This is a genomic window from Neorhizobium sp. LjRoot104, assembly GCF_964253725.1.
Lineage (GTDB): Bacteria > Pseudomonadota > Alphaproteobacteria > Rhizobiales > Rhizobiaceae > Neorhizobium.
This window is the reverse complement of sequence record NZ_CAXURS020000001.1, coordinates 3,870,001-3,883,525: the sequence shown is the minus strand read 5'-3', so window position 1 is coordinate 3,883,525 and position 13,525 is coordinate 3,870,001. Positions and strand designations below refer to the sequence as shown.

The window sequence follows — 13,525 nt, the reverse complement described above, 5'->3', positions numbered from 1 at the left end:
CTTTCAACAAACTACATCTGAAATGACGGGGCGTCAGCCGAGCAGGCTGGTGTCCGGTTTCTGAACGAGCAGCATGGTCGACGTATTGCCGAGAATGCGGTCGTTGGAAATCATCAGCTGGGCGGAATGCGCATCGCGCAGGTGCCGGCCGAGGCTGTAAGGCGTACCGTTCTTGTAGCCCATGATGCCGCAGATGATCATCGCCTGGTTGATGATGGTCAGGATCGTCTCGGAGGAAGCCAGCTTGACGTTGTTCATGGCGATCGAAAAAGCCATGGACGATAGCTGGTCGTGATCCGCCTTGGCGTCCGCGTAGGTCTTGAGGCCGGACAGGATGCTCGCCTTGAGGAGCTGCAGCAGGTTCGAGGCTTCGGCGAGCCTCAGCGCGCCGGGCGGCTGGGTGCCGCCCGCCTTGCGGGCTGCGGCCCGCACGAAGGCCTGGGCGCGCAGTACCGCGTCGGCGGCGATCCCGTACCAGACCGCGCTCCAGAGGAGATGCGAGGTGGCGAGCATCGATTGCGCCGCGATCTCGGCGAACGGCTTCGGGAAGATCTGGACGGACGGCGCTTCGCCCCTGAAGAGAAAACCGTCCGAGCAGGTGCCGCGCATGCCGAGCGTATCCCAATCGACGGTTTTCTGCAGGGTATACTGGCCTTGTCTGAAGACGGTCATGACCTGGTCGGTCGGGGCGGCGTTCTCGCTGGAGCGCGAGGTGACCATGATCGCATCGGCATGGGCGCCGTAGGAAATCACCGTCGCATCCTTCGTCAGGCGGCAGGTGTCGCCCTCGACCTCGATCGCGCAGATCGAGTTGCGCATATTGCCGCCGATGCCGCCCTCGGTCGTCGCGGAGGCGACGAGAAGCTGGCGGCCGGCAAGTTCGCGCATGAAGTCCTTATGCCATTCACTGTCGCCACCGTGTTCCACGAGGCTCGAAACCTTGATCTGGTGCATGGCGAAAACCATGGCGCTTGCGGCGCAGGCCTGTCCCAGGATGGAGCAGACCTCGGCGATCTCGGTGATCGAGGCGCCATCGCCACCGAACGCGGTCGGGATCTGGATGCCGATCAGGCGCTCGGCCTTCATGGCATCGACCGCCTCGCTGGGGAAGCGGCCGTCACGGTCGACGTGGTCGGCAAATTCAGCCGCAACGGCTGCCACGCGGTGAGCGCGGGCGTTCAGGCTCATGTCGGCGGCAAAGGCGGGGAGGCTCATCTCAAGCGGCCTCGTGGGCTTTCAGGATATGCGAAACCGTCTGCTCGATCGCCGCTATGCTGGCGAAGGACTTGCGGTTCAAAAGGCTGTCCGGAAACTCGATGTCGAAGGCCTCTTCCAGGCCGAGCATCAGTTGTACGGATGCAAAGGAGGAGAGACCGGCCGCATAAAGATCGGCGCCGTCTTCCAGTTCAGTCACCGCGACCGGAAGGCCGCCTACCCGTGTCAGCAATTCGCGAATGGTCTCGTTCATCTCGACATCTCCGGATCGTTCGAATTCTGCGTTCATCGCTGGGGACCTTATTACGCAGGAAAGCATAAGATTCCGGAAATGAACGTCGTGAAGTTAGGGATGCGGGATTCCGTAAAATCCGATCGATCGGCATCGGCATGGGCCGGCTTGACATGAACGGCCCGCGGGTTTCTGATGGCGCCATTCACCAGGGGGGTCCCGTCAAGGGGCTGAGATACTGCTGGTCGGACCGGCTTTGGCCGGCCGAGGCGCAGTGACCCGTTGAACCTGATCCAGTTCATACTGGCGTAGGGACGGTGCGGGCGCAGCGGCAGCCAGGGCGGGTATCCGTCCTTCGGATTCCGAGGTGTTTTTCCATCATTCCAACACTGGAACTGGGTCTCCAAACGTCAAACCTTGGAGCCTCGAGCCATGAATATTGCAACCACCAAGCTCACGCCGGTCGTCACCACCGGCCCGCTTCCCGCCTCCACGAAAGTCCTGAAAGCAGGAACGATCCATCCGGACATCCGCGTGCCGATGCGCCAGATCGCATTGCATCCGACATCCGGCGAACCGCCGGTCACCGTCTACGATTCCTCCGGACCCTATACCGCAGAAGGCACCGTGATCAGCATCGATGCCGGCCTGCCGCGCCTGCGCGAAAGCTGGATTGTCGCTCGCGGTGATGTCGAAACCTATGAAGGCCGTTTCGTCAGGCCGGAGGATAACGGCTTCGTTTCCGGCGACCGGCTGACGCCGGAATTTCCCGTTCGCAACCAGCCCTTCAAGGCGAAAGCGGGCAGGGCCGTCACCCAGCTCGCCTACGCCCGGGCCGGCATCGTCACCCCGGAAATGGAATTTATCGCCATCCGTGAAAACCTCGGCCGTCAGGCGGCCAGGGAGCCGCTTATCCGCGATGGCGAGAGTTTTGGCGCCCATGTGCCGGATTTCGTGACGCCGGAATTTGTCCGCCGGGAGGTGGCGGAAGGCCGGGCGATCATTCCCGCCAACATCAACCATCCCGAATCCGAACCGATGATCATCGGCCGCAATTTCCTGGTCAAGATCAACGCCAATATCGGCAATTCGGCCGTCACCTCCTCGATGGCCGAGGAGGTCGAGAAGATGGTCTGGGCGATCCGCTGGGGCGCCGATACGGTCATGGACCTGTCGACCGGCCGCAACATCCACAATATCCGGGAATGGATCATCCGCAATTCGCCGGTGCCGATCGGCACCGTGCCGCTCTATCAGGCGCTCGAAAAGGTGAACGGTATCGCCGAGGACCTGACCTGGGAGGTCTATCGCGACACGCTGATCGAGCAGGCCGAGCAAGGCGTCGATTATTTCACCATCCATGCAGGCGTGCGGCTTTCCTATATCCCGCTCACCGTCAATCGCGTCACCGGCATCGTTTCCCGCGGCGGCTCGATCATGGCCAAGTGGTGCCTGCATCACCACAGGGAGAGTTTTCTCTACGAGCATTTCGAGGAAATCTGCGATATCGCCCGGGCCTATGACGTGTCGTTCTCGCTGGGCGACGGCCTGCGTCCGGGATCGATCGCCGACGCGAACGATGCGGCGCAGTTTGTGGAACTGGAAACGCTCGGCGAACTCACGAAGATCGCCTGGGCGAAGGATTGCCAGGTGATGATCGAAGGCCCCGGCCATGTGCCGATGCACAAGATCAAGGAAAACATGGACAAGCAGCTCGCGGTCTGCGGCGAGGCGCCGTTTTATACGCTCGGGCCGCTGACCACCGACATCGCGCCGGGTTACGATCACATCACGTCCGGCATCGGGGCCGCGATGATCGGCTGGTTCGGCACCGCCATGCTTTGTTACGTGACGCCGAAGGAACATCTCGGCCTGCCGGACCGCAACGACGTGAAAGTCGGCGTCATCACCTACAAGATCGCGGCGCATGCCGCCGATCTCGCCAAGGGCCATCCGGCGGCGCAGGTGCGCGACGACGCGCTGTCGCGTGCCCGGTTCGAATTCCGCTGGGAGGATCAGTTCAACCTGTCGCTCGATCCGGAAACGGCGCGATCGATGCATGACGAAACCTTGCCGAAGGAGGCGCACAAGGTGGCGCATTTCTGCTCCATGTGCGGCCCGAAATTCTGTTCGATGCGGATTTCTCACGATATCCGTGCCGAGGCACAGAAGGAGGGTCTTGAGGCGATGGCCGCCAGGTATCGCGACGGGGGCGATCTTTACATGCCGGTGGGGGAAGGGTGAGCTGGCCGGCTGCTGATAAACGAGGCTATGCTTTTATTTCTCCCCCTTCAAGGCAGGGCTATAGCATATGAAGATGTGAAGCGGTGCGTGGAGCCCCTCCCCCTTGTGGGGAGGGGTTGGGGAGGGGCTTCGCCGAGCATGAAACCCCTCCCGCCTGCCGGCCACCCTCCCCACAAGAGGGAGGGTTAGACGTGCCACACCGTCGCGCTCCGTATGCGATCTCCCCTTGAAGGGGAGACGTCCGGCAAGACAGAGAGGTAGGCGGGTATGCTTTCCAATGCTGTCTTTCCATGGTTGCCCGTGGATAATTCGTCACCGCCTTCCAGCATCTTCAATGACTTGCTCCATTTCTCATCCCCGGCCTCCAGCTTTCCGCCTACAATCCTCCCGCTTCCGTCGCCGGAGTGTTTCGCGAGACGTTCGCGGGCAGGCGGGGGCCGGCGCCCTCATTCGATCCGTAACGTGCGGGGAAGGTGAGGGAGGTGAAAGCCATGGCGGTGCTGTCTTCGGATGAAGCCGCCTATCAAGCCTCCCCCTGGCCGCCGGGCCGGGTTCGGTTGAGCCGTCCAAGTGGCAAGCCCGTCCCGAAAGGATGGGCGTGAACGAAGCCACGCAGCGGGGCGAGGTGATCACCTGTAGGGGCCGGAAGCCCCGAAAAGACGCCGAAGGCCACGCGAATGCGGAGCCACCGAATTAAAATCTATTTGAGGTTCCGCATTCGTGTGGGCTCTCCAGAACACGGGCAAAAGCTGTCGCGTGACGGTACACGCGCGTCACTTCGGAGGATATTGATGTTCTTCACCGCGGAAATCGCTCACCGAATAACAGCCGCCGTCGCTCCGCACCGCGCTTTCGCCGATCACCGCCTTGCCGTGGCCGCCGGGAATATCCAGGACGTAGGTCGGCTGGCAGAGGCCGGAAATGGTGCCGCGCAGGGCCGAGACGATCTTCTGGCCCTCGGCGATGTCGAGCCGGAAATGGCTGGTGCCGGGCGCAAGGTCCGGGTGGTGCAGGTAATAGGGTTTGACGCGGGTTTCGACGAAGGACTTCATCAGGTCGCCAAGCACCGCCGGATCGTCATTGATGCCGCGCAAGAGCACCGTCTGGCTCACCATCGGGAAACCGGCGTCGATCAGCCGGGCACAGGCGGCGCGGGCGGCTTCCGTCATTTCGCGCGGATGGTTGGCGTGCAGCGCCACATAGACGACCTTGCGGCTTTCCTTCAGCGCCGCGATCATCGCTTCATCGACGAGGTCCGGCTCGACCACCGGCACGCGGGTGTGAAAGCGGACGATTTTTACATGCGGGATCTCCGCAAGGCCACGCATGATCGCCGCCAGCCGTCGCGGGGAGAGGACCAGCGGGTCGCCGCCGGTCAGGATCACCTCCCAGATTTCGCTGTGTTCGCGGATATAGGCGAGCGCCGCCGCCAGTTCCTCGGGCGAAAGCGTGCCGTCGCCCTGCGGGCCGACCATTTCGCGGCGGAAGCAGAAGCGGCAATAGACCGGGCAGATATGCACCGCCTTCAAGAGCACCCGATCCGGATAGCGATGGACGATGCCCTTGACCGGGCTGTGGGCTTCATCGCCGATCGGGTCCGCACGTTCTTCCGGCGTCGCCAGCAACTCGCTCGGATCGGGCACGAACTGCCGGGCGATCGGATCGTTTTGATCAGTTCTGTCGATGAGCGAAACCACGGTCGGCGTCAGCGCGATCGCGTAGCGGTCTGCGACTGCGCGAATGCCGCCGAGCTTTTCGGGCTCGATCAGGCCGGCAGCCGCCAGCTCTTCCAGGGTTTTCAATGAGCGGGCCGCCGTCACGAAAATACCTCCGCGACCGGCGCCCACATCACCTGGTCGATACGGGTGGCGCCGGTTGCCAGCATGGCGAGCCGATCAAAGCCGAGCGCCGCGCCGCTTGCCTCCGGCATGATCGAAAGCGCTGCGAGAAAATCTTCGTCGAGCGGATAACGTTCGCCGTAGATGCGGGCCTTCTCGGCCATTTCATGCTCGAAACGCCGGCGCTGTTCGCCGGCGTCGGTGAGTTCGCCAAAGGCGTTGGCAAGCTCGACGCCGCAGGCATAAAGCTCGAAACGTTCGGCGACGCGCGGATCGCGGGCGGATGGCCGGGCGAGTGCGGCTTCGCAAACCGGATATTCGTGCAGGATCGTCGCCCGGTCCCTGCCGAGATGCGGCTCGACCTTTTCGACCAGAACCTTGCTGAACAGATCAGCCCAGGTGTCGTCTTCGGCAACGCGGATGAGGGCCTTTTCCAGGCCGGCTGCCAGCAGGTCCCGGTCGGTATCGCCGTTCGTCGCGACGGACGCGAGCAGGTCGATGCCGGCGAACCGGTCGAAGGCCTCGGCGAGCGTCAGGCGTTCCGGTTCGGCGAAAGGATCGACTTCCATATCGCGGAAGGCAAAGCGTCTGGTCCTGGTGGTATCCGCGGCCAGTGCCAGCATCTCGGCGCAATCGGCCATCAGCTGTTCATAGCTCTCGCCGACCCGGTACCATTCCAGCATGGTGAATTCCGGATGGTGCAGCGGTCCGCGTTCCCTGTTGCGGTAGACATGCGCGAAGGTGAAGATCCGTTTCTCGCCGGCGGCCAGCAGTTTCTTGGCGGCGAATTCCGGCGATGTGTGCAGGTAGAGCGGCGCCCTGCCTCCGTCGATGGCGATCGCTTCCGTTGCGAAGGCATGCAGATGCGTCTCGTTGCCGGGGGAAACCTGCAGTGTCGCCGTATCCACCTCGACGAAATCGCGCTCGCCAAAGAAACCGCGCAACGCAGACTGGACCGCATTGCGACCCTTCAGGAAGGGCCGGCGGTCGGCATGGTTTGCCGGTGTCCACCAGGGCGAGCGGGATATGGCAGGTCGCGACGGGCTCATTTGCGGCTTTCTTCGCCGGTTCTCCCCGGCAAGGCTTCCACTTTGCGCGGTTTTAGAGTAGTTCCGGCCGGAAAACAGACGATCCGTCCTTCGGGCCGGTTATCGCCCGGTCCTCTACGACGCATTTTCGGCAGTTACAAGCCGGTTCGCACCACAAGGAATCCCATGGTCAAGGTCATCGCCTCTTCCGTCCGCAAGGGCAACGTCATCGATGTGGACGGCAAGCTTTATGTCGTTCTCACCGCCGAGAACTTTCATCCCGGCAAGGGCACGCCTGTCACGCAGGTCAATATGCGCCGCATCGTCGACGGCGTGAAGGTGTCCGAACGCTGGCGGACGACCGAGCAGGTCGAGCGCGCCTTCGTTGAGGACGTCAATCACCAGTTCCTCTATGAGGACGGCGAAGGTTTCCACTTCATGAACCCGGAAAACTACGACCAGGTCGTGGTGGACGTAGATACGATGGGCGACCAGAAGGCCTATCTTCAGGAAGGCATGACCTGCGTCCTCTCCATGCACGAAGGCATTGCACTGGCTCTCCAGCTGCCGCGCCACGTGACGCTCGAGATCGTCGAGACCGAACCGGTCGTCAAGGGCCAGACGGCTTCCTCGTCCTACAAGCCGGCCATGCTGTCGAACGGTATCCGCACGGCCGTTCCGCCGCATATCGATGCCGGCACCCGCGTCGTGATCGCGACCGAAGACAATTCCTACGTCGAGCGCGCCAAGAATTGATCGTCCCCGGCTTTTCCGGGCGTGATAAAAAAACCTCCGAAGCGCTGGCTCCGGAGGTTTTTTGTTGTCGGTTATGTTTGGGCGGCGCCTATTTTTTGACGACGACCGAAGCGACCTTGGTATCGGTCTTGCCGAAGGCGTAACCGCCGCCGAGCGCCACGTTGAGCGAGACGTAGTCCTGCGCCATCTGCCGCACGGCGGCAGCGAGGTTCGACTGAGCGGTCGAGACCTGACGCTGGGCGTCGAGAACGTCGAGCAGCGAAGAGGCGCCGTCACGATAGCTGGCGGTGCCGAGCTGCAGGGCTTCCTCGTAGGACTTTACGGTTGCCTGGAGAGAGGAAACCGTGCGGCTGTCGCGGGAAACCGCGGCCAGGGCATTTTCCACTTCCTCGACAGCGTTCAGAACCGTCTGCTTCCAGGCGAGATACTGCCCGCGGGCGCTGGATTCGGCGATCTTGACGTTGCCGCGCAGGCGACCGCCGTCGAAGATCGGCAGGCTCAGCTGCGGACCGAAGGACCAGGTCAGGGCCCGGGTATCGAGGCCGCCGGCAATAGCGTTGTATCTCGGAGAGATCGAGCCGCCGAGCGTAATGGCCGGATAGAGCTGGGCCTCGGCGACGCCGATTTCGGCGACTGCCGATGCGAGCTGGCGTTCCGCGGCACGGATGTCCGGACGGTTGCGAATCAGGTCCGCCGGGATGCCGGCCTTGGTGCTGAAGCGGGCGACCGGCTGGCGGGCGCCTCTCTGCAGTTCAGAAACGAGCGTCGATGCGGGCATGGCGAGAAGCGTGGCGACACGGTGGGCCGCGCCCCGGAAACTCGTTTCCAGGCCCGGAATTTCCGCGATCGTCGAATTCACCAGGCCTTCCGACTGAACGACATCGAGGCGCGAAGCCGCGCCGGCATCCAGCTGGAGCTTGGTGAGGTTGAGCGTTTCGCGCCGCGATTCGAGGTTCCGGCGGGCAATCGCGATGCGCTCCTGATAGTAGCGTACGTCGATATAGGCCGCGACCACCTGAGACAGGAACGAGAGACGTGCGACGTCTTCGCTGGCATAGGCGGCATCGAGGCTTGCGAGCGCACTTTCCTTGGAGCGCCTGTAGAGGCCGAAAAGATCGAGGAACCAGGACGCATCGGCAGTGCCCGCCGTCGTGGTCGTCCGCGAGAACGAACCGGGGTCCGAACGAAGGCCGGTCGTCGTGCTGGCGGCCGAGAGATCCAGCGACGGGAGAGCGCCGGCGCCGGCGACGGTAACGCTGGCCTGGGCAGAGGTGATCCGCTCCAGAGCCTGGAGGATATCGAGGTTCTGGCCGATCCCCTGATTGACATAGCCGTTCAGGCGGCTGTCATTAAATGCGGTCCACCAGGCAACCTGCGAAACGTCGCCGTTGCTGGTCTTGCCGGCTTCGGCAAATTTACCCGGAAGAGCAATTTCCGGTGCCTTGTGATCTGGACCGACGACGCAGCCCGAAAGCAGCAGCATAGTGAGAGGAGCAACAACACGAATGGATAACATTTTTCTGTCCCAGTGCCCTACAACGCGTGGAAGGTCAGCACTCATGCCTCTTCCGATTGTCCCGCCAGCAGCGAATCGTATAGCTTCTGACGGCATTAAAGGTCGAATACGTTAACGAACGTAATCGTCATCCTACTCTTTTTCACGCTTTGATAACCGTCTAACGACAACAAAGAAGGACGGAACGAAGAAAATTCCGAGAAGTGTTGCAGAAAGCATACCACCCAGCACCCCGATGCCGATGGCGTTCTGCGCGGCCGATCCGGCCCCGGTCGCGATTGCCAGCGGCACGACGCCGAGGATGAAAGCGAGCGAGGTCATGACGATCGGCCTCAGGCGCAGGCGTGCGGCCTCAAGGGTGGCCTCGATCAGGCTCATCCCGCCCACCTGCCGATCCTTGGCGAATTCGACGATCAGGATGGCGTTTTTCGCCGCGAGGCCGATCGTCGTCAGCAGTCCGACCTTGAAGTAGACGTCGTTCGCCTGGCCGAAGAAATGCGCCGCGGTAAGCGCGCCGAGCACGCCGATCGGAACGGCGAGAATGACCGAGAACGGGATCGACCAGCTTTCATAAAGCGCCGCAAGGCAGAGGAAGACGATCAGGACCGATAGCCCATAAAGCATCGGCGCCTGCGACCCGGACAGCCGTTCCTGATAGGAAATACCCTGCCAGGCCACCGAGTAACCGCCCGGCAGCGCGGCCGTCAGCCTCTGCATCTCGTCCATCGCCTGGCCGGTGCTGACGCCCGGGCCGGCCGCGCCGTCGAGCGGAATGGCGCTGGTGCCGTTGAAGCGGGCCAGCTGCGGCGTGCCGTTGATCCATTGGACGGTGCTGAAGGCGGAGAAGGGAACCATCTCGCCCTTGTTGTTGCGGGCAAACCAGTGCTTCAGGTCGTCCGGCTGCATGCGGTAGGGCGCATCGCCCTGAACGTAGACTGGCTTCAGCTCGTTGTTGAGTGTGAAGTCGTTGACGTCGCGGCCTGCGAAGATGGTCGCCAGCATCGAGTTGACCGAAGCGAGATCGACGCCCATCGCGCCCAGCTTTTCCTGGTCGAGCAGGATCTTGAGCTGGGTTTCGGACCGCTGGGTGCTGCTGCGCAGCGAGCTGATGTTGGGATTGCCCGCGCCGGCCTGCATGAGCTGCTGCGATGCCGCGGTCAGCGCCGCATTGCCGTTGTTGCCGCTATCGACCAGATACATGGAGAAGCCGCTCGACGTGCCCAATCCCTGGATGGCCGGCGGCAGAAGTGCGAAGACCTGCGCATCGCGGATGGTGAAGAAGTAACCGCTCGCCCGCTGGACGATAGCTGCGGCAGACTGCTCCGGCCTGGTACGCTCGGCGAAATCCTTGAGCTTGGTGAAGACGATCGCGTTGTTCTGGCCGCTTCCGCTGAAGCTGAAGCCGAGGACGCCGAACACAGCATCCACGTTGTCCTTTTCCTTTTCGAGGAAATAAGCCTCGACCTTCTTGACCGCCTCGTCGGTGCGCGGCGTGGTGGCGCCGACCGGCGTCTGGATGATGGTCAGGAGAACGCCCTGGTCTTCCTGCGGAAGGAAGGAGCTCGGCAGTTTCGTGAAAAGCCAGGCGCAGCCGCCGATCACCAGCAGGAACAGCAGCATCACACGGAACGGGCGCTTCAGAAGATATCCGATGGTGCCGACATAACCCCGGGTCGAGCGGTCGAAACCACGATTGAACAGGGCGCCGATGCCGCGACGTTTCTTGTGATGGTCGATCGGCTTCAGCATGGTGGCGCAAAGCGCCGGCGTCAGCACGATGGCGACCAGTGCCGAAAGCAGCATGGCCGACACGATGGTGATCGAGAACTGCCGGTAGATGATGCCGGTCGAGCCGCCGAAGAAGGCCATCGGAATGAACACGGCGGTCAGGACGAGCGCGATGCCGATAATGGCGCCGGTGATCTCGCCCATGGATTTTTCGGTCGCCTCGAGAGGGCTCAGCCCCTCTTGGTCCATGATACGCTCGACATTTTCAACGACGACGATGGCATCGTCGACGAGAAGGCCGATGGCGAGAACCATGGCGAACATGGTCAGGGTGTTGATGGAATAGCCGGTCATCGCCAGCACCCCGAACGTCCCGAGCAGGACGACGGGCACGGCAATCATCGGGATCAGCGTTGCACGCAGATTCTGAAGGAAGACGAGAAGGACCACGAAAACAAGAATGATCGCCTCAATGAGCGTGTGGACGACCTTCTCGATCGAAAGCTGCACGAAGGGGGTCGTGTCGTAGGGATAGGTGATCTCCACGCCGTCCGGAAGGTTGGGCCCAATCGCGGTCAGCGCTTCCCTGACGCGCGCGGCGGTATCGAGAGCGTTGGCGCCGGTCGCGAGGTTCACGGCGAAGCCCGTGGACGGCAGGCCGTTCTGGCGGGAGCCGCCGCCATAACTCTCTTCACCGATCTCGACGCGGGCGACATCGCTGAGGCGCACCGTCGCGCCGTCCTGTTCGACCTTCAGGATGATCCGCTCGAAATCGTCGACCGTCGTCAGCTGGCTTTGCGCGGTCATGGTGACCGTAAGCTGCTGCTCCGCCTTGGCCGGAAGACCACCCAGGGCGCCGACGGAAACCTGGGTGTTCTGGGACTGGATCGCGGACGTCACATCCGCGGGCGTCAGCTGGTATTTCTGCAGCTTGTAGGGATCGAGCCAGACACGCATCGCGTAGCCGGATCCGAAGATGTCGATGCTGCCGACGCCTTCCAGGCGCTTGACCTGATCCTCGATCTGCGTGGAAAACAGGTCGCCGAGATCGACTGAGCTTCGCTTCTTGTCGGTCGAAACCAGGGCGCCGACCATCAGGATGCTCGAGGTAGAACGGGCGACCTCGATGCCGGCCTGCTGCACCACGTCGGGCAGCTGCGATTGCACGAGCTGCAGCTTGTTCTGCACCTGCACCTGGGCAATGTCCGGAAGCACGCTGCTGCCGAAGGTCAGGGTGACGGTGGCGCGGCCGGTCGAGGAGGACGACGTCATATAGGTGAGGTCGTCGAGGCCGGTCATGCCGTCCTCGATGATCGTCGTCACCGATTTCTCGACGGTCTCGGCGCTTGCGCCGTTGTAGCTTGCGGTGATCCTGACCGTGGTCGGCGCGATGTCGGGATATTGCGAAATCGACAGCGTCGCGATGGCGAGCGCGCCGCCGAGCATGATGACGATCGCGATGACCCAGGCGAAGACCGGTCGCCGGATAAAGAACTTGGCCATTCAGATTATTCCTTGCCGCGTTTCGTCATGATCGTTTCCGTTCGGGCCGTCACGGCTTTGCCGCCGCCGGCTTCGGGGCCTCGACGACGAAACCCTTGTCGTCGATGGTCGCTTCGACCGGCTGGACGGTGGCGCCGTCGGCGATCCACTGGAAGCCGTCGACGACCAGGCGGTCGCCATCGGCAACACCCTGCGTGACAAGCCAGCTGTTGCCGGAGACGCTGCTGGTCGGGAATATGCGGGTCTCAACCTTGCCGTCCGTCGTGACGAACTTGGCGGAAAGCTCGCCGCGGGCATTGCGCGTCGCGGCACGCTGCGGGATCAGGTAGCCGCTCTCGTTGCCGAGAGTGACGGTGGCGCGCACATAGGTTCCCGGCAGGATCATGTCCTCGGGGTTGTCGAAAAGCGCGCGGATCTGGTAGGTGCCGGTCGTCTCGCTGACGGCCATGTCGGCCATGTCGAGCTTGCCGGTCAGGGGGTAGTCCGTTCCGTCTTCCAGGGTCAGCCGGATATCCGCCTTGCGCGGATCGCCGCTCAGGCGGCCGGAGGCCATGGCCGTGCGCAGTTCAAGCAGGTTGGTACTGGAATCGATGAGATCGATATAGATCGGGTCGAGGCGGCGGAGCGTCGTCAGCGCCGTCGTCTGGTTGGCGGTGACGATATTGCCGATGCTGACATTGGAGATCGACGTGACGCCGTCGAAGGGCGCGCGGATCTCGGTCAGGTCGAGATTGATCTGGGCGGCTTTGAGCGCGGCATTGGCCTGTTCGACATCCGCCTGCGCCTGGAGAAGCGTCACCCGCGCATTTTCATATTCGATCTGCGTTGCGCCGCTGTTCACCAGCCGCTCGTAGCGGGAGAGGTTCGCCTGGGCGCTCGGGATGCTGGCTTCCGCCTTCGAGACGGTCGCCTTCGCCTGGGCGACCTCGGCCGCATAGGTGCGGTCCTCGATCTTGTAGAGAAGATCTCCGGCCTTGACCTCGTTGCCCTGTTTGAAGGCGATCTGGTTGATCTCACCGGTGACGCGCGGACGGATGTCTGCGATCTGGAATGGTGTAGCCCGGCCCGGCAGGACAGCGGTGATCGGCTGCTCGGACTTCTTCATGATCACCACGCTGACCGGCTGCGGCGGACGCTGGGGAGCGCCGCCTGCCGCACCGTTGCCGGCCGGCGTCTGGCCCGAATCGCTGCAGGCGGCGAGCGCCACGGAAAGAAGCAGGGAAAGTATCAGTTTGCGTCCGGTCATGGCGTCATCCAAGCAAGCGTCTGGGTAATCGCCACGGCAGACGAGATGTGCCGGAGCGGAAGTCGGGAGACTAGCCCGTCTCAAGCGGTCGGAACAGTGGTGGTCGAAATGGAGATTAACCAAATGTTCCACGGTTGGCCGCAGTCAGGAAAGTGACGTAAGTATAAAATCGTCACTTTGCAAGCGGATTTTGCAGCGCAGCATTCACAAGCCTGGCAA

10 protein-coding genes and 1 riboswitch (1 of these 11 cut by a window edge) are annotated in these 13,525 nt (G+C 62.6%); of the genes, 2 read left to right on the top strand and 8 right to left on the bottom strand.

Features of this window, described 5'->3' with window-relative positions:
* Nucleotides 1–33: 33 nt before the first annotated feature.
* Together ACSQ8R_RS19045 and ACSQ8R_RS19040 are read right to left on the bottom strand one after the other, a co-directional pair.
* Nucleotides 34–1,215, bottom strand: coding sequence for an acyl-CoA dehydrogenase family protein (locus tag ACSQ8R_RS19045; protein ID WP_436254811.1), 1,182 nt, complete (start codon nucleotides 1,213–1,215; stop codon nucleotides 34–36).
* Between the two features lies 1 nt (nucleotide 1,216).
* Nucleotides 1,217–1,468 carry an acyl carrier protein gene (locus ACSQ8R_RS19040; RefSeq protein WP_210013415.1) on the bottom strand — a complete coding sequence of 84 codons (252 nt, stop codon included), beginning with the start codon at nucleotides 1,466–1,468 and terminating at the stop codon, nucleotides 1,217–1,219.
* Nucleotides 1,469–1,647: 179 nt separating this feature from the next.
* Nucleotides 1,648–1,780, top strand: a riboswitch (TPP riboswitch).
* Between the two features lie 99 nt (nucleotides 1,781–1,879).
* Between ACSQ8R_RS19040 and thiC the strand changes: the two genes are divergently transcribed.
* Nucleotides 1,880–3,691, top strand: coding sequence for a phosphomethylpyrimidine synthase ThiC (gene thiC / locus ACSQ8R_RS19035; RefSeq protein WP_436254810.1), 1,812 nt, complete (start codon nucleotides 1,880–1,882; stop codon nucleotides 3,689–3,691).
* Between the two features lie 773 nt (nucleotides 3,692–4,464).
* Here thiC and ACSQ8R_RS19030 read toward each other — a convergent pair.
* Both ACSQ8R_RS19030 and epmA read right to left on the bottom strand, forming a co-directional pair.
* Nucleotides 4,465–5,511: a lysine-2,3-aminomutase-like protein gene (locus ACSQ8R_RS19030; RefSeq protein WP_436254809.1), complete on the bottom strand. Its 1,047-nt coding sequence runs from the start codon at nucleotides 5,509–5,511 to the stop codon at nucleotides 4,465–4,467.
* On the bottom strand, nucleotides 5,508–6,578 hold the full coding sequence (gene epmA, locus ACSQ8R_RS19025) for an EF-P lysine aminoacylase EpmA (RefSeq protein ID WP_436254808.1): 1,071 nt from the start codon (nucleotides 6,576–6,578) through the stop codon (nucleotides 5,508–5,510). The genes ACSQ8R_RS19030 and epmA overlap by 4 nt, the downstream gene beginning before the upstream one ends.
* 165 nt (nucleotides 6,579–6,743) lie before the next feature.
* Between epmA and efp the strand changes: the two genes are divergently transcribed.
* Nucleotides 6,744–7,313: an elongation factor P gene (gene efp, locus ACSQ8R_RS19020; RefSeq protein ID WP_436254807.1), complete on the top strand. Its 570-nt coding sequence runs from the start codon at nucleotides 6,744–6,746 to the stop codon at nucleotides 7,311–7,313.
* Between the two features lie 88 nt (nucleotides 7,314–7,401).
* Here the strand turns inward: efp and ACSQ8R_RS19015 are convergent, their stop codons facing one another.
* From ACSQ8R_RS19015 to ACSQ8R_RS19000, 4 genes are all read right to left on the bottom strand, one after another.
* Complete coding sequence (locus ACSQ8R_RS19015) at nucleotides 7,402–8,829, bottom strand: efflux transporter outer membrane subunit (RefSeq protein ID WP_436254806.1); 1,428 nt, start codon at nucleotides 8,827–8,829, stop codon at nucleotides 7,402–7,404.
* Nucleotides 8,830–8,961: 132 nt separating this feature from the next.
* Complete coding sequence (locus ACSQ8R_RS19010; RefSeq protein ID WP_436254805.1) at nucleotides 8,962–12,060, bottom strand: efflux RND transporter permease subunit; 3,099 nt, start codon at nucleotides 12,058–12,060, stop codon at nucleotides 8,962–8,964.
* A 49-nt stretch (nucleotides 12,061–12,109) separates the two neighbouring features.
* Nucleotides 12,110–13,306, bottom strand: coding sequence for an efflux RND transporter periplasmic adaptor subunit (locus tag ACSQ8R_RS19005; protein WP_436254804.1), 1,197 nt, complete (start codon nucleotides 13,304–13,306; stop codon nucleotides 12,110–12,112).
* 172 nt (nucleotides 13,307–13,478) lie between these two features.
* Nucleotides 13,479–13,525: the end of a TetR family transcriptional regulator gene (locus ACSQ8R_RS19000; RefSeq protein ID WP_436254803.1), read on the bottom strand. The gene runs 556 nt beyond the window's last position; 47 of the gene's 603 nt are visible here — the last part of the coding sequence; the start codon falls outside the window, past its right edge — the gene reads right to left on this strand; the stop codon is at nucleotides 13,479–13,481.